The 16,913-nt window shown below is 42.0% G+C and carries 13 protein-coding genes; 3 read left to right on the forward strand and 10 right to left on the reverse strand.

Annotated features, from left to right (window positions below):
* Positions 1-145: 145 nt before the first annotated feature.
* Positions 146-685, forward strand: a complete 540-nt coding sequence (locus FIB07_06490; protein ID NJD52503.1) for a hypothetical protein — start codon at positions 146-148, stop codon at positions 683-685.
* Between the two features lie 138 nt (positions 686-823).
* Here the strand turns inward: FIB07_06490 and FIB07_06495 are convergent, their stop codons facing one another.
* The 5 genes from FIB07_06495 to FIB07_06515 all read right to left on the reverse strand — a co-directional run bounded on the left by FIB07_06495 (position 824) and on the right by FIB07_06515 (position 10,115).
* A complete protein-coding gene (locus tag FIB07_06495; protein ID NJD52504.1) occupies positions 824-1,171 on the reverse strand; it encodes a hypothetical protein in 348 nt (115 codons plus the stop codon).
* Positions 1,164-1,484, reverse strand: coding sequence for a hypothetical protein (locus FIB07_06500; protein NJD52505.1), 321 nt, complete (start codon positions 1,482-1,484; stop codon positions 1,164-1,166). The genes FIB07_06495 and FIB07_06500 overlap by 8 nt, the downstream gene beginning before the upstream one ends.
* A gap of 734 nt (positions 1,485-2,218) precedes the next feature.
* Positions 2,219-3,790, reverse strand: coding sequence for a response regulator (locus FIB07_06505; protein ID NJD52506.1), 1,572 nt, complete (start codon positions 3,788-3,790; stop codon positions 2,219-2,221).
* A gap of 177 nt (positions 3,791-3,967) precedes the next feature.
* Positions 3,968-7,039 (reverse strand): PAS domain-containing protein, encoded by a 3,072-nt coding sequence (locus FIB07_06510; GenBank protein NJD52507.1) that lies wholly within the window; start codon positions 7,037-7,039, stop codon positions 3,968-3,970.
* Between the two features lie 61 nt (positions 7,040-7,100).
* A complete protein-coding gene (locus FIB07_06515) occupies positions 7,101-10,115 on the reverse strand; it encodes a PAS domain-containing protein (protein NJD52508.1) in 3,015 nt (1,004 codons plus the stop codon).
* A 120-nt stretch (positions 10,116-10,235) separates the two neighbouring features.
* Between FIB07_06515 and FIB07_06520 the strand changes: the two genes are divergently transcribed.
* Together FIB07_06520 and FIB07_06525 are read left to right on the forward strand one after the other, a co-directional pair.
* Entirely contained in the window at positions 10,236-10,844 is a 609-nt protein-coding gene (locus FIB07_06520; protein NJD52509.1) for a chemotaxis protein CheB, read from the forward strand.
* Entirely contained in the window at positions 10,845-12,731 is a 1,887-nt protein-coding gene (locus tag FIB07_06525; protein NJD52510.1) for a PAS domain-containing protein, read from the forward strand. It abuts the gene before it with no gap.
* An 82-nt stretch (positions 12,732-12,813) separates the two neighbouring features.
* Here FIB07_06525 and FIB07_06530 read toward each other — a convergent pair whose 3' ends face one another.
* The 5 genes from FIB07_06530 to FIB07_06550 all read right to left on the reverse strand — a co-directional run bounded on the left by FIB07_06530 (position 12,814) and on the right by FIB07_06550 (position 16,910).
* A complete protein-coding gene (locus tag FIB07_06530) occupies positions 12,814-13,263 on the reverse strand; it encodes a hypothetical protein (GenBank protein ID NJD52511.1) in 450 nt (149 codons plus the stop codon).
* A 96-nt stretch (positions 13,264-13,359) separates the two neighbouring features.
* The gene (locus tag FIB07_06535; GenBank protein NJD52512.1) at positions 13,360-13,635 is read right to left on the reverse strand and encodes a hypothetical protein; all 276 of its coding nucleotides are present in this window, start codon (positions 13,633-13,635) and stop codon (positions 13,360-13,362) included.
* 570 nt (positions 13,636-14,205) lie between these two features.
* Positions 14,206-15,144, reverse strand: coding sequence for a nucleoside recognition protein (locus FIB07_06540; GenBank protein NJD52513.1), 939 nt, complete (start codon positions 15,142-15,144; stop codon positions 14,206-14,208).
* A gap of 7 nt (positions 15,145-15,151) precedes the next feature.
* Positions 15,152-15,688, reverse strand: coding sequence for a hypothetical protein (locus FIB07_06545; protein ID NJD52514.1), 537 nt, complete (start codon positions 15,686-15,688; stop codon positions 15,152-15,154).
* Between the two features lie 118 nt (positions 15,689-15,806).
* A complete protein-coding gene (locus FIB07_06550) occupies positions 15,807-16,910 on the reverse strand; it encodes a hypothetical protein (protein ID NJD52515.1) in 1,104 nt (367 codons plus the stop codon).
* Positions 16,911-16,913 lie beyond the last annotated feature (3 nt).

A 16,913-nucleotide genomic window follows, 5' to 3' on the forward strand; every position in this document is an offset into this window, starting at 1 on the left:
TTGGTTTTCTCTGCTTATACCGCAAGAATAATAAGACGATACAGCAGTATTTATTTTTCATGTTTATCTATGAACCAGCAGGTTCATGATTAGTTTCACATTGCTCTCTGAGGGTTTAAGCAATATGATGGGAGTGAAGTAAGGAATGTTGTACAACTATGAAAAGAATCTCAGGACGACTGAGGAAAGAGTAAGAAGTTCAAACACCAGTGAGGCGAATAAGCAGGTAATATTTGAGTATGAGAGCTATTGTTTTGCAGAAGACCTGAAAGTGGTGAGGGTGATAAAGCATTTAATGGAGCTCAAAGTATTGGCAGAGGTGTTTGGAAAAGATTTCAGTAAGGCTTCCAAACAGGATGTTATTAAACTTGTGGGAGCTATAGAGCGTATGGATAGGTCTGAAGCAACGAAGCGAGACTACAAGAATGAGAGCGGCGCCAGGATAAGCGAGCTTGGAAACCTTAAGATCAAGCATGTGAAGTTTGACCAGTATGGAGCCGTTCTCATGGTAGATGGGAAGACCGGCATGCGTAGAGTGAGGATAATCTTCTCATCGCCTTACCTTGCCACTTGGCTCGTGAATCATCCTTTCAGGGATAATCCAGAGGCTTTTGTCTGGGTTAGGGATAGGCACCGTCGGCAGAAATGTACCCATGCAATATGGTGCTATCAGGATGCATCTTAAAAGAATGTGCGATCCAGTTGAAAGATAGCCAAGGAGGAAAAAGAGCAACCACTCATATATTTTCCGAGATATTGCCTTGCTCAAGTCCATAATCTCTTCAGTCCTTTATTTTTTAAATTCATTAATTAAATATTATTATTAGATTTGATCCTTGATCATTCGTTCCAGTTCTTTTAAAATCTCTTCTATTTCTACTTCTTTCGATTCAAGAACCTCTTCCTTGGAATGCTTATGATATGGAAAAGTCTTTATTTGCCTGTGGTGCGGTGCGTTATCCCATCTCACAATAAGATTCGACCCTGATGACACATGATAAGCGTATCTTCGCAATCCAGGCATGGCATGTTCCCAGACGTGGAGTTTCCAGCCGTTTATCAAGCGTACCTGAATTTTTAGCCTATAGTATTCACCAAAAGCATCCGAATCAATAGAGAGAATAGATTCAATGATACTGGATTCCCTTAAAATTTTAACTGTTCTATGCACTTACACCAGTCTCTTTGGCCGCTTGCTTCCACACTTTTAACATGTTTTCGGCAGCTTCCCATTCCATCCAGTCGTCTTCCTCAGGGATAGATGCGCCTTTTTCCAGTTTCTTTGAAAAAGTGCCAAAAGACGCACCATATTTTTTCTCAAAAGCCTTGAGCTGTTTTTTATAAAATTCTATTTTGTTTTTGATGAATTCTGAAGTTACATCCCTGATGAATTCTCTGGTGGATCCGTATAGACCAAGTTCCACCAGTGGTCTAGCAGCGTGCTTTAATTCGGTCAGGACCTCATTTTCAATTTCCGAACTCATAATCTCTTCTCAGAGTCATTAGAATAAAAGCCTTTTGATGTTGATGTTGAGGATTCGTCCACTTTAATAACATATCTTATGAGAACTTAAAGAAATTCAGATGACGACCCGTGACGACTCTCAGAAACAATCATTCTTGTTGATCAGGCCATCATGAATATGATGCAGAGCCTGTCCAAGTTGAAATCCAGCATCGTTTTCTTTACCGCTTATCCAGAAGCGGCGGGCTTGCCCTATCAAGTCTATAATCTTACCGATGTTTGGATTATGGTGCGATTCCATTGATCTTCCATGTTCCTTCCTCCAGCTATTGGTCTTATCCGGGTATATTACACCTTCTAATAATCCTCTATATGTGGCATGAGGGACTTACTGCTTCCTTGCTGCCGCTATAACAAGTCGTCTATGATCTTTCCATTTCATTTTAAGATACATATCATACAAGATGAACAAGTAAATGTATTTGTCAATTGTCCATCTTCCTCTCTCCTAAAACTGGTTTCGAAAACGGTTCTGCATATCGCCGAGGTCGCCCGAAGGGTGGGCGAGGCGCTCAAACCAGAAGAATAATACAAGTATGGCAAGCAGCCGCCGATGTTGAGTGAAGCGAAGCTGAGGCGGCGTACACTTGTCAGATCCGACAGATCTATATTTTGAAGCCAATCATCCAGTCAATTCCTGATGCTGAACGAATGCCCAACCGGAGCGTACCTTAACCACATTCTGAAAAACCCCTATTTTGCACACAAAACCTCATGTATGGTTTTGAGTAACTTCCCGGTGGTGTAAGGTTTTGGCAAAAAAGCATCTGCAAGGTCTGAGACTTTCGCAAGTCTATCTTTTTCTGTCAATCCGCTTACTGCAATGATCTTGACATCGGGATTAATTCTCCGGATCGCCCGGATGCTTGACTGGCCATCCATTACCGGCATCATCATATCCATTAGAATAACTTTGATTTTATCTATATTTCCAGCATACAATGCTACTGCTTCTGCACCATCGTTAGCATTAAGCACTTTATACCCGTTATCTTCCAATATCGAAAAAGTAACATTACGAATTGCTTCTTCATCTTCAACAACAAGAATCCATTCCCCTTTTCCTGCGAGCAATTCAGGTTGTTTCCGCTCCTCACATACCTTGTGTATTTCAGCTATTTCTGTTTTAATCGCAGGCAAATATATTCTGAATGCTGTTCCTTTCCCGATTTCGCTATACACATTAATGAATCCGCCGTGGCTTTTCACTATCGCAAGAGCAGTTGAAAGACCAAGACCTGTGCCTTTGCCATGCTCCTTTGTTGTGAAAAACGGTTCAAAAATCCTATCCATTATTTTAGGAGAAATACCTGTTCCGGTATCCGAGACTGCAATGACAACGTAAGAACCAACCTTTGCATCGGTATGCATCATCACATAGTTCTTATCAACAAAAAAATTCGAGGCTATGATACTCAATACACCGCCACCTGGCATGGCATCACGGGCATTCACGCACAAATTCATTATAACCTGGTGCAACTGTGTGGCATCTCCTGAGATGGTAAAGAGATCATCCGGTACATCAGTCTGGAGTTTGATATCTCTTGGGAATGTCTCTTCTGCAATTTTCTCAATTTCAGATATAAGATGTGTTACCTCAAGAGGTTTGCGTTCACCTTCAACACCCCGTGCAAATGACATGACCTGCTTTATTAAATCAGCACTGCGCTGGGAGTTCATTTCAAGGATAGTAAGCAATTTCTGGCTCTGTTCATCTTTGAATTTTTCCTTTAGCATACGCAGAGACAGCATCATTGGCGTGAGCATATTGTTAAGATTATGCGCTATGCCGCCTGAAAGAATGCCTATGCTCTCCATCCGCTGCGCCCGCAATAACTGCGATTCAAGCCTTTTTCTCTCTGTGATGTCGATTATCGCTGTTCTACATTGGCTGAAGTTACCCTCTCTATCCTGCACTGCAAGGCTCTCCAGCTGGACATCGAATTGATTCTTATTCTTATCCACAAGTCTAATTTCGCAACTTTGCCTGGTTTTGGTTCTAAAAACATTACGCAGATGGCGATAAAACACATCTTTACTATTAAAATCCACGTAAAGAGAAAACGGTGTTTTAATCAAAAAACTCCTCTCTATTCTTAATTTATTAGCACCAGTTAGGTTTACTTCTATGATAAGCCCGTTTTTATCAAAAGTAAAATAACCTATTGGAGCGAAATCATATAGGTTAGAATACCTGTTGCGTGAGTCTTCAAGTTCGCTCTGTGTCCTGCGAAGCTCTTCGTTCTGCATTTCCAGTTCCATCTGGTGCACTTGCAGTTCATGAACCAGATGTTGGACATCCTTGGTCGATAGCTTCTGCAAGTCTACTGTCTGAGGTTTCAACGCTATTTCAGCCTGTTTGCGCAGGGTTTCTGATTTTTCTTGTTTAGATGTAATTCTTTTATCTCCCGCTCTGCTTGAGTTCAGTTTATACTCGCATTAGAGCTTGTCTGAATATCTATTCTGGACAGGATTAATTTTCATCCTGTAAATCCTGTCCAAACATTCAGTAATGTCTTCAATAGCCAGGAGTATTCTCTCTGCGCCCTCCGGCTGATATATCTTGTGTGCATTGAGCAGCATTACCTTTCGCCCTGTGCCGGAAAACTCATGTTCAACTACGAAATCATTGAGCGCAGTGCCTTTCTGTAAGACATCCTCAAGCTTTTCTTTCAACTCCGGGATGTCCCACTGGCGGTTGCCTGTGTCGTAGAGGTGTTTGTTCATAGTGTCTTCCTGCGAAACCTGAAATGTCCTGTAAAAAGACTTATTGGCCATTATAACTTTCAGGTCTTTATCTAGCACCAGAACAGACTCGCGCATTGTATCTATGATGTTGTCAGTAAATACTCTGGCATCATGCTCTAATTTCTCACATCTCTTTCGCTCTGTGATATTAATGAATGTAATAACAACACCTTCAATAATGTTTTCAGCAGTCCGGTAGGGTAAAATTTTCATCAGGTACCACTTTTTATTTTTGGTATCCTGCATCTCTGACTCCCTGGGTACTAAAGTGTTGAGCACTTCGTCTGCATCTTTACTCAGATCCTTGTACACCAGGTTCGTGGCAATATCGATGATTGGTCTTCCGATATCAGTCCTGATCAGGTTTATTATCCTTGTGGCAGCCGGAGTAAAACCTTTAATGCGTGAATCGCCATCCAGAAAGATGGTAGCGATCTCACTGCTTGAGATGACATTGTTCAGGTCGCTCACGGTTCTTGACAACTCTTCAATCTTGGTCTGATGCTCTGAGTTGAGAGTTACCAGCTCCTCGTTGAGCGACTGCAGCTCCTCTTTGGATGCATTCAGCTCCTCGTTTGTGCTCTGCAGTTCCTCATTTGCTGATTGTAGCTCCTCATTTGTCGATCTTAGCTCCTCGTTGGAAGCCTGCAATTCCTCTATTGTTGCCTGGAGGTTCTCCCTTGTGGATTTCAATTCCTTTTCCAGATTCGAAACATACTTTTTAAGCTCTTCTGGCTCATAGACCGCTTTTTTTTCTTCTGATACTTCATGTTCATGCACCGGTACATCCTCAAAAGTGACCAGTATCAGCCCGGCCATGGTTTCCGGCTCCCTGATGGGCTTTATAGTTAAATTAATGGTTTGATAACCGCCGTTTGTCTTTACGCTCAAATCCCGAAAGATGGCATCCTTTTTCTGCGTTACTGCTGTGTGAAGTGCTATGTTCAGTTCCGTTCTTATACCTTCACGCGCCATCTCAAGTATATTCCAGCTCGGTCTGCCAGGTGCAGGTTCAAGGTATTTGCCAGTTCTGCCGTGGATATAGAGGATATCACCTTTTTCATTCGCAATAACGCAGGGAGGGGCGTAGGCATCAAGCAGTATTTTCTCTGCCTGTTCTGCAATCCTTGCCTGTCCATGTCTTACTTCACCCGGTCTGGTAACCTCAATCCTCGGTGCAGGGACTGGTGGTGCTATCAGAGGTAAATGTGCCTTCTCACCTGTGCTTCTGAAGATTTTCCATTTTTTATCAACAGCAGTATAGAGATCTGTGAGTTCTCCTATGGTCTCTGAACTTCCAAGGAAAAGGAACCCGGCCGGGTTTAAAGAATAGTGGAAAAGATACAATAGTTTTTTCTGTACATCTGGGACGAGGTAAATCAACAGGTTCCTGCAAATGATAAGGTCTATCTTTAAGAAAGGTGGGTCACTTATGACATTTTGGGGTGCAAATACCACCATCTCTCTTATATCTTTCTTAATACTGTAGCCCGGCAGGTCGGATTTTTTAACAAAAAAACGGCTCAAACGCTCAGGAGATACATCAATTGCGATGTTCTCAGGATAAACACCGGTACGGGCTACTTCAATCGCCTCCCTGTCCACATCGGTGGCGAAGATCTGGATTTTGAAGTTGCTCTTTACCTCATCCATATATTCTCTGAAGATTATGGCTAAGGAATAGGCTTCTTCACCGGTGGAACATGCAGTCACCCAGCAGCGCACCGGTTGAGAATAATTCCTGCCCTTCAGTACCTCCGGTATTGAGTTTTTTTTCAGGTTCTCAAAAGCATCAGGATCCCTGAAAAAACTGGTAACCCCAATTAAAAATTCTTTGTAGAGAATATAAATCTCAGGCTGGTTCTCCTGAAGGTAATGGACATAATCTGCTATTTTATCTATCTGGTGAAGATTCATCCTCCGCTCTATCCTGCGTATGAGAGTACCCTGTTTGTAGTGGGAGAAATCCAGCCCTGTGTTATCCCGGACAAGAATAATTATTTTCTGGAGATGACTGGCAATCTGCTCGCTTATGACTTTTGCGGGTCTTATACCTGTAGCGTAGAATTGTTTTACATAGTTTAACAGTTGCTCAGGAATCTTCTCAGGCGGCAGGATGAAATCAACAAGCTCCGTGGCTATGGCGCTCCTGGGCATGCCGTCATAGAGTGCGGATTCTATGTTCTGGACAATGACCATGCCTCCTTCACCTTTTATGGCTTTCAAGCCCAGGGTGCCTTCCGTCCCTGTTCCTGAGAGAATAATGCAGATAGCCTTTTCTTTCTGGTCATCGGCTAATGATCTGAAAAAGAAATCTATTGGATGCCGGACACCCCTGTGCACTATGGGTTCATAAAGATGCAGTATCCCGTGCAGAATTGCCATATCCTTGTTGGGTGGAATGATGTACACGCAGTTCTGCCTGACCTTCATCCCGTCTTCTACCTGAAAGACTTCCATTTTTGTATATCTCTTTAATATATCAGGCATGACGCTCTTGGCTTTGGGATCAAAGTGCATAACGATTATAAAAGCTATTTCGCTGTCAGAAGGCATGTTAGCAAAAAATTTCTCTAAAGCCTCAAGTCCACCTGCTGATGCACCTATGCCCACTATAGGGAAAGTTTCCTTTTCATCTTGTTTATCGGTTTCGCTCCAGGCTTGAGAAGAAGGCTCTTCGGTATTTCCGGGGTTCTGGTCTCCTTTTGAGAGATCCGGGTTCTGCTTTTTGTTGTTATCTGATGTCTTTACCTTTTCAGTCATTTCACACAACCAGTATGGTATTAGTAACCATTTATTAATTAACCTGACGATGTTGGTTACATCAGCTTTTCTCCTGGCTGCGCCCCGTTATATCTTCAATGGCAAGAAGGATTCTCTCTGTGCCCTTACCTTCCTGATAGATTCTGCGCGCATTGAGCAGTAATACCTTTTGTCCTATCCCGGGGAAGTCATGCTCGACCCTGAAATCATTGAACTGAGTGCTCTTCGGTACGATCTCCTCAAGCAGTTTTCTCAATTGCGGAATATCCCACTGGCGGTAACCAAGGTCGTAGATGAATCTGCTTTCAGTCTCATCCGGCGAAACTTTAAACATCCTGTAAAAAGATCGATTTGCAAGTATGATCGTAAGGTTTTCATCCAGTACCAGAAGAGGCTCTCTTATCGTATCTATTATGCTCGTGGTAAATACCCGGTAATCCTGCTCCAGCATCATCTCAGCATGCTTGAGCCTGGTGATATCAATGAATGAAATAACAACTCCATCGATAACGTTATCAATTGTCCGGTAGGGCGTAATCCTCATTAAATACCGTTTTTTATTTCTTGTATCTTCTACCTCTTTTTCCCTGAAGACTAAATTGTCGAGCACCTGATCCGAATCTTTAGCCAGATCCACGTCCTTCAGGTTCAGAACAATATCACTGATCGGGCGACCAATGTCGGTCCGAATGAGATTCATTATCCTGTTAGCTGAAGGGGTAAAACCTTTAATGATCAGGCTATTATCCAGAAAGATAGTGGCGATCTCCGTGCTTATGAGCACATTGCTCAGGTCGCTGGCAGATTTTGAGAGTTCGTCGATCTTGGTCTGGTGCTCCGCGTTGAGCGTTACCAGCTCCTCGTTGAGCGATTGCAGTTCTTCTTTGGATGCATTCAGCTCCTCGTTCGTGCTCTGCAGTTCCTCGTTGGCTGACTGCAATTCCTCGTTGGTCGATTTGAGTTCCTCGTTTGAGGTCTGAAGTTCCTCTATTGTTGCCTGCAGATTTTCTCTTGTGTACTTTAACTCTTTCTCCATTTCAGTAACATATTCTTCAGTCTGTTTCGATCCGGATGTTAGCTCAGCCGGCTTTGGGACTTCGCGGGGCGGCACATCCTCAAAGACCACCATTATCAGCCCCTGCAATCTTTCCGGCTCGTTTATGGGCCTGACCGTCAGGTTGATGGTTTGAACAGAGCCGTTTGTTTTTACATTCAAATTCCGAAAGATAGCGTCCTTTTTTTGCGTTACGACTGTATGAAGTGCTATGTTCAACTCGGTCCTTATGCCCTGGCGCGCCATCTCCCGCACGTTCAGACTCGGTCTGCCGGACGCCGGCTCCAGATACTTACCCGTCCTCCCGTGGATATATAGAATATCACCTTTTTCATTTACAATAACACTCGGCGGTGTATAGGTATCGAGCAGCATCTTTTCGATCAGTTCGCCAATATTGACCGGTCTGGTTTTTATTTCACCCCGTCCCGGCACCTCGACCCTTAGAGCTGAGGGTATAACTCCCGGTACAGGGAGCAGAGGTGTCCTCTCCCCTTTACGTTTAAAGAGCTTCCATTTTTTATCAACAGGGGAGTAGAGATCTGTGGACTCACCTATAGTTTCTGAACTTCCAATGAAAAGAAATCCATCCTGGTTCAGAGAATATTGGAAAATGAGAAGTAATTTTTTCTGTACCTCTGGTACAAGGTATATCATAAGATTCCTGCAACTGATAAGATCCATCCTGAGGAAAGGCGGGTCGCTTATGACGTTTTGCGGTGCAAAGACCACCATTTCCCTTATATCTTTATTTACATTATAACTGTCGGAGTTTTTTATAAAAAAACGGCTCAAACGCTCAGGAGATACATCGAGAGCGATATTCTCAGGATAAACACCGGTGCGGGCTGCCTCAATCGCTTCCCTGTCAACGTCGGTGGCAAAAATCTGGGCTTTGATATCGCTTTTTGTCTCATCCATGTATTCTTTCAGGATTATGGCTAAAGAATATGCTTCTTCACCGGTTGAGCACGCAGGAACCCATATCCTCACAGTCTGGTCAGGTGTCTTATTTTTAAATATCTCCGGCACTACCTCTTCTTTGAGAGCCTTGAAAGCCTCAGGTTCCCTGAAAAAACTTGTAACTCCAATTAAAAACTCTTTATGGAGAATCTGGATCTCAGCCGGGTTCTCCTGGAGGTAGCGGACATAATCCGATATCCTGCTAATCTGGTGCAGGTTCATCCGCCGGTCGATCCTGCGGATAAGTGTGCTTTGTTTGTATTGTGAAAAATCCAGCCCTGTCTGGTTCCGGATAAGTATAATTATTTTCTGCAGGTAATTAGTGATCTGTTCGCTCACTATTTTTTCAGGTCTTATACCTGTAGCATAGAATTGTTTTACATAGTTTAACAGTTGCTCAGGCATCTTCTCAGGCGGCAGGATGAAATCAACAAGCCCTGTGGCTATGGCGCTTCTTGGCATGCCATCGTAGGCAGCGGATTCTATACTTTGCACCATGACCGCCCCGCCCTCGCCCTTTATGGCTCGTAATCCCAGGGTGCCTTCGGTGCCTGTCCCTGAGAGAACGATGCAGATAGCATATTCCTTCTGGTCATCTGATAAAGACCTGAAAAAGAAATCTATCGGGTGTCTTACTCCCCTGTGCACTACAGGTTCGTATAAGTGCAGCGTCCTGTGCAGTATTGCCATGTCCTTGTTGGGCGGAATGATGTACACACAGTTCTGCCTGATTCTCATCCCGTCATCTACCTGAAATACCTCCATATTTGTGTACTTCTTTAATATATCTGCCATAATGCTCTTGCCTGTAGGATCGAAGTGCATGACGACCACGAAAGCCACTCTGCTGTCGGATGGCATATTTGTGAAAAATTTTTCTAAAGCATCAAGACCGCCTGCTGAGGCGCCTATGCCTACTATGGGGAAGATGCCCTCTTCATCAGCAGTTTTATTTTCTATATCGGGAACAGATTCCCCGTCTTCTTTACTGTCAGATTCCTTTGGGAGCTCATGTCTTTCTTTGTTATTGGTTTTTGATTTCTTTCCCTTGTTAGTCATACAAAGCCATTGTTATAGATAGCAACTATGATATTCAATGTTATCTCAAAATACAAGAAGTTTGTTCATTTCCTAATATCGAAAACCCAAGACTTATTAAACATAAGAACGATATTATCCATGATAAATTCTGTCTGGATTCTGACCAGGAAGTGGAAAATGGGGCAATTTAATATTGTCGCGATAGGTTCATCTGCAGGAGGGCTCAAAGCACTATCAACTGTTTTATCAGGTTTGTCTGGAGACCTGCCTGTTGCTGTACTCGTTGTCCAGCATCTTGAACCAAGGCATAAGAGCCTGATGGCTGAGATATTGCAGCGGAACTGCAAGATGAAGGTAAAGGAGGCCGAGCACGGGGAGGATCTAAATATCAATGCTGTATACATTGCGCCGCCGAACAAGCATATGCTTGCAAACGACGGGAAAATAGTGCTAACCTCCACCGCATTCGTGCATTTCGTCCGCCCTTCGATAGACCTCCTGTTCGAATCTGTGGCAGCTGATTTTGGTGACAGGTCTATAGGCGTTATCCTGACAGGGACAGGGTCTGATGGTTCGATGGGTATCCGGGCTATAAAAGAAAGAGGAGGGACAACGATCGCCTCGGATGAGAAAACATCCGAATTCTTCGGGATGCCCCAGGCAGCTATTGCCACAGGTGCGGTGGACTTTATCCTGCCGCTCCAGGATATAGCTCATGCCATAGAGGTTCTGGTAAGGGGTGAATAGATGCAAAACAATGATAAGTCTGCCGCCGGGAAAGATGAGGTCGAAGCATTAGTGCAGAAGGTGCGGGAGGCGCGCGGACTGGACCTGAGTGAATACAGCAGGGACAAAATCAGGGATGTTGCGCAGGGAAGGCTCAAAGCGAACAAACTCACTTCTTACAAAGAATACATGGGACTGCTGGACAGGCAACCTGATGAATACGGACAGCTATTCAATGCGCTGCTTATAAACAGGTATGATTTCTTTTTCGATCCCGAAGCCCTGGAGGTACTCAAAGAGGAGATAATCCCGCGGATAATACCAGACAAGAGAAGAGACAGTTCTATCAGGGTGTGGAGCGCAACCTGTGCAGAAGGGTCTGAGCCTTATTCTATAGGGATAATGCTTGCTGATAAGCTGGGTGATTCATTCTATGATTACAACATAAGGATATATGCGACTGATTTAGACGGTAATGAGATTGTTAAAGCGCGAACAGGAACATACCACATGGACAGGCTTAAAAATATCAGGAAAGAAGACCTTAATAAATACTTTATCCCTGAAAACTCAGGCTATCTCATCCGCACTGATATACGGCAGAGAGTGATCTTCAGCAAGCAGAACCTGACAGTTGATGCGCCTTTTTATAACATTGACCTCATTATATACAGGTACGCGCTGGTTTACTATAACCTTGAACAGCAGAACAAGCTCATGGAAAAGATGCACTTTGCTCTGAATGATAATGGCTATGTAGTATTTGGAAGATACGAAATTACACCCCGGAACTCAAAGCTGTTCAAACCTGTGTACGGTGAGTCAGGGATTTACCAGAAATCAACTCAACCTGAAGCAGTCATAGTACCCAGGATAGAGAGGCGTGAGATACTGGAGGACCTGATCATCGAAAGGGCCGCCAGAGAAGCTAAAAGAGAGCTTGAAGCCATGGATCTTTACAATCGCGGTATCATCCAGAATCTCAACTTCGGTCTTATAGTTATTAATACCAATAACATTGTGTCCCACTGGAACCGCTCTGCCGGGGAGATATGGCTGATAAAGCCTGAGAACGCGATAGGCAAAAGTCTCTATGAACTCGGAATAAATGAGCGTATACCCGGCATCCTGCAGAAAATCGAGGAGACGGGACGACTCAGAAAAATCACCAGGTTTGAAGATACAGAGGTCACTGATTTTAAGGGTGAGAAGAGGCTCATGGATATAGTCCTTACTCCGCTGATAGACCAGACCGGAGAGATGCGAGGTGTGATAATAACAAGTATCGATACGCTCGGACATGTAAAGTGCAGGGAGGATATCAGTAAATTAAACGAGGAATTCAAATCGATAAAAGAAAAGCTCGTGGCCACTAATAAGAAACTTATATCTGCCACTTATGATCTTCTGGTTAAATCCCATGAGCTTGAATCAACGAAAGAGGAGTTAAGATCCCTTAATGAAGAACTGGGAGCCACAAGGGATGAGCTCATGGCCAGGAGCGAGCGTTTCAACTCAAGGGAACAAATCAATAAAATGATTTTGCAGAACATTAACCAGGGCCTTATCGAACTTGATGAAAACCATACGATCAAGTTATGGAACCCTGCTGATGAGAATATATGGAAAATAAAACGGTCTGGTGCGGTCGGAAAAAACATATTCAATCTGAATCTGGGCATCGAAGCCAAAGTATTGAAGCAAAAAATCGAGGGAGCAGGAGGAAAGAAAAAAATCCACCCTGAAGAGAAACTTCAATACACAGCGTCATCAGGCGAGAAAAGGCTCCTGGAACTGACCGTAATACCTCTTATTGATATCGAAGGTAAAACCGGGGGAGCTTTGCTGCTCGTGCAGGATATTACAGAGAGAAGACCGGGCGGGATGAAAAACCCGATAACAAGATGACAGGGAAGAAATTATAGTATTCTGCATAACAATCCACAAAATTTTAAATCTATTTGGATTTTGTGTAAACAGTCGCTTTTTCTCATTCAGGCTGTAGAGACCACATTTCTCTGAATACTTTGAGCACACCTTCATTTTTTGACCTATCCTCCAAATATCTAAAGTCAATTCTGTTTCTATAATATTGAATCAGAAACCGTGCCTGCTCACAATCTCTTATAGACTTCCAGTGAATACATGCATTAAGACGGTCTATTATCAAGTCTTCAATTCCAATTACACGAACCTCTATACCTTCAATTCGTATTGTATTTATCTTATCTTTGTTTCCTGCTAAATGACTGCTTGGTACTTCTACAGAAAGACCTATCTGCTCATTTATCCAGTGTCTTCCGTTTGGTTTAAAACCGAATACTGTTTCTAATATTTCACCAATTTTTTTTCTGTTGCTCACTAAATCAATATCATAACTTGGGTAAATCCCTTCTGTATAAAAATCAACGGCTGACTCTCCAACAACGATAGGCTGCACTTCTCTTTTTTTCAGCTTCCCGTGTTAAGAGTCCCATAAAATATAGTTTTTTATCGACTAAATTTTGTATGGATGCAACCTTTTGCAGTTCTGATGTCACAGTTTTCTCTCCATTATCTTTTTACTTACCCATGTGGTTTTTCCTTTATCGATATTGTCTTCAATTTTTGATTTCATCAAATTATAAAATCCATTAGTTTCATCCATATTCCGTGGCTTACGGCTAACAGGCTTCTCGAATACTGGATTTAGAAGTATGCCGTCTTCGGTTAAAGTTATGTTTACTGCCACAGGAGAACCTATTTCCTGCAAGATATATTCCGGAATTATTATTCCTTTGCTGTTTCCTATTTTCCTGATTGTTTTAATCATGTTATAACATTGTTATAACATCTATACTATATATGACTATCCCTCACCACGCCTTTGGAAAAAGTCCCTTCAAAACCTCACTTATTACACAAAGTCGCTGAAAATACCATAAATAATTGTTGATTGAATATAAGAGCTGTTATAAAGATTTTTAAGATAGATGATAATGAAAAACATCCAGAAGTTGAAATATATCTAATAATTTATATAATATTAAACTCAGGGTAAATCTTATCTGGATTGGCAACTTTATTTTTCCGTATTTTTTGGCACAATAAGGATGATAATATTCCTCATTGCCATTCTTTTTTTGCACAAAATACTCACCCTCTATTTTATGGTTACAGTCTGTGCAGATTATAGGTTTCCCTGTTTGCAAATATACCATCCCTCTGTTTTTAAAATTTCATCCCTTCTCCCCCTGCTATCGCCACGAACAGATTCTCCACATTCAGAACAGAATTTTGTATTACCAGTAAATTCATGGCCACACTCTTTGCATTTCATACAAAGTCTTTAGTTATCACCCTGTATAAATCTATCGATTTAATGTGGCTTTCGGGACAAAATTCAGCCCTGCCAGAACATCGCAAGCATAACAGTAGCAATGATCAATATTCCCTCCCTGAGTAATGCAGAATAGATCATAATTTGTGTTCCAAGTTTTGAGCCGAATATTCCCACATAATATGGGATCAGGATTCTTATACTCATAATGCTTGAAAGGATCTTTCCAACAAGTAAAGACACTACTATTTCTTTCGTGTTAAGTATTCCTGTAGATAACAGGTTTCCGGCAATGGTATATGCTGCAATATTGGCTGTAAATTGTGCGGCTATTATCGGTAGTGCTTCTCCCGGAACAGGCACGAAAACAGCATGTTCTTTTAAGAAAGATGCCAGCACTTCGAAAAATCCTGCATCGATCATGACGAAAACAAGTATTGTGACCGGAACGGTCATTGTAATAATCCTGTATATTGTTTTTCTCGACTTTTCAAAACTCATTTTTAAGGATTTTGAAAACGAATGCGGTTGATGGATTATATTATTCGGTACATACTGCTTCTCACTCAGCAGGAAACGTCCGATCAATAAAGTGACAAGCGTCCTTAAGAGGCCGACAGCAGTGAGAATTCCCAGGTAGATCATTCCTGCCATTCCGAGAAGAGGAATAAAAACCGGCAACAGCGTTCTCCAGTGCATTATTATGGATGGAAACGAATTTATCAATGAAGCTACAATCAGCTCTTTTCGTTCGATAAGTCCATCATCATATAATTTTTTGAGCATCGAATTGGATGCAGCCGGAGAACCGAATGCTGTGATGAAACTTATGCTGCATTCTTCGCGCAAATGTGCAAATCTTGTCAATGGTGAAACCATAAAGCCTATCTTGTGTATCCAGCCGATCTCTACCAGGAATTCCGCTGCTACAACTCCTATCACCATTACCGGAATTATAGTAAGAAGATAATCAACAGACAGGTAAAAAGCATCAATGAGCATAAGCTGTCTATTGACCTGCTGCTTTGCCTTTTTGAAGGACTTTATCTTCAAATTCGTTTAATCGTTCTTTACATTTCCTGATTTCTTCATTCAAAATCCCTATATTAGTTGTGTCAAGACCATGTTTCCGGATCAGCTTTATTCTCCATCGATCAAGTTTATGAATATCATCGCTCAATTCTTCCAGTTCAAAGACCTTGAATTTTTTATTTGAAATTCTTTTAGTTACATCAGAAATAAAATCTTCACATTCATTAGAAAATTCCTTAATTTCCGCACCAATTTCTTCTGCAATCAGTTTATTTAACTTCTGCTCCTTCCCTTCATTAAAAGTATCTGCAAAAAACTGTAAAACTTCACCATTTCTTTCATGTACTATTTCTTCAATATTTAAGGCGATAATCCTGTTTTCCTCAGTGTCGTGTAATAAATATACTGAATGAGATAACGAAACAGCGGCAGTGTTTTTTATATTTCGCCAGATAAACATCCGGTCTCTTGATGAAACATTTGTAGATTTAATTATCAGTAATATCCATTTCATGCGTTAAATGACAAATACATCATATTTAAATGTTATGTTTGTAACAATTTTAATTGTATAATTTGAACTTTAGGGCTTGATTCGAAGCGGGAACAAGCAGGAACATCACCTGAACATGCTATTCGGATGGGAAAAGTGCTTTTTGAGTCTTCCTCATCACTTTCTCTTCGGTTTTCTTTTTTCTTTTCCGTGATTTTACCGGGTTATTGAGTCGGGTTTTATGTTCTTTTATTTCTTGTGGGTTCAGATTTTCAGAGTCACGTTCTGTATCTATTTCAGAAGTAGATGATGACGCAGCTAGCGGTTCTTCTTCATTTATAATCGGGTGGAGGAATCCAACTATAGGTTCATTGCATCTACCTTCATCCATGAGCCTTTTAATGGCTTCAATAGCCGTTTCTTCTTTAATACCCAGAATTTCCCTTGCAGTTTCCACAAGCTCTATGTAGCTTACTACCTTCTGGGGCACTCTGTCACTTACTTCTATCATTAAGGACAATATTTTTGTTCTCACTTCGTCCGATTGTTCATCCTTTCGAATAGATTGTTCAATAAGTGGGCTGGCAGGAATATCCCCTTGATGAGGTTCTGTTGGTACTGTTTGTTCTGCTGATGCTGTTGTTTCCATTGGTTCTTTCGGAATCTCCGGTAGATATTTACTTATCTCCTGTGGCAAATCGATGAGTTTTGTTAAAGCGTTCCTGCAAATTTGCCTGTATTTTTCTTTTTCTGTCTCCGGTAGCTGGCTTCTTTCAACCCGTTCTATGGTCCTGGATACGGTTTCTTTAATCCAGTAATCCCGTGTTTTTGCATCGATTTCAACGATAGTTTCAGGTCTTATGGATACAATTGTTGTTTTTTCATCAGGTCTGTATGCATTAGCTTTACCAACTACTGCTACGAAGCAGGGTATAGTGAAACCGGATAGGGCTCGTAAAGCATCTGGTTGGTATTGGCCCGCGTACACGTTGAATGCTCCTGTCGGATCAATTATTCTGCCTCGCAGATAGTCTCCTGAAGATTCGACATTATCGACTTCTACAAGAACACCTGTCATAAAGACTCTTTTTACTTTAACCCCGGACGGCGTTAGCTGGTAGCGACTATCGTAATCTCTCCCGTCAACGTGTTCGGTTATCGTTTGTTTGGATTCTGCCAGCTCAGCAGCAAAGAGCCTGAGAGCTGGTTGTCGTTTGAATTTTTCATTTTGTTCGATTGTCATAAT

This window comes from Candidatus Methanoperedens sp., assembly GCA_012026795.1.
In the GTDB taxonomy this organism is placed as follows: domain Archaea; phylum Halobacteriota; class Methanosarcinia; order Methanosarcinales; family Methanoperedenaceae; genus Methanoperedens.

What these genes read in the sequence shown, in the direction of transcription:
- FIB07_06520 (NJD52509.1), top strand. Translation starts at nt 10,236, where the DNA reads ATGATAAATTCTGTCTGGATTCTGACCAGGAAGTGGAAAATGGGGCAA.
- FIB07_06535 (NJD52512.1), bottom strand. Translation starts at nt 13,635, where the DNA reads ATGATTAAAACAATCAGGAAAATAGGAAACAGCAAAGGAATAATAATT.
- FIB07_06510 (NJD52507.1), bottom strand. Translation starts at nt 7,039, where the DNA reads ATGACTGAAAAGGTAAAGACATCAGATAACAACAAAAAGCAGAACCCG.
- FIB07_06505 (NJD52506.1), bottom strand. Translation starts at nt 3,790, where the DNA reads ATGGAACTGGAAATGCAGAACGAAGAGCTTCGCAGGACACAGAGCGAA.
- FIB07_06525 (NJD52510.1), top strand. Translation starts at nt 10,845, where the DNA reads ATGCAAAACAATGATAAGTCTGCCGCCGGGAAAGATGAGGTCGAAGCA.
- FIB07_06490 (NJD52503.1), top strand. Translation starts at nt 146, where the DNA reads ATGTTGTACAACTATGAAAAGAATCTCAGGACGACTGAGGAAAGAGTA.
- FIB07_06545 (NJD52514.1), bottom strand. Translation starts at nt 15,688, where the DNA reads ATGAAATGGATATTACTGATAATTAAATCTACAAATGTTTCATCAAGA.
- FIB07_06550 (NJD52515.1), bottom strand. Translation starts at nt 16,910, where the DNA reads ATGACAATCGAACAAAATGAAAAATTCAAACGACAACCAGCTCTCAGG.
- FIB07_06515 (NJD52508.1), bottom strand. Translation starts at nt 10,115, where the DNA reads ATGACTAACAAGGGAAAGAAATCAAAAACCAATAACAAAGAAAGACAT.
- FIB07_06540 (NJD52513.1), bottom strand. Translation starts at nt 15,144, where the DNA reads ATGCTCATTGATGCTTTTTACCTGTCTGTTGATTATCTTCTTACTATA.
- FIB07_06500 (NJD52505.1), bottom strand. Translation starts at nt 1,484, where the DNA reads ATGAGTTCGGAAATTGAAAATGAGGTCCTGACCGAATTAAAGCACGCT.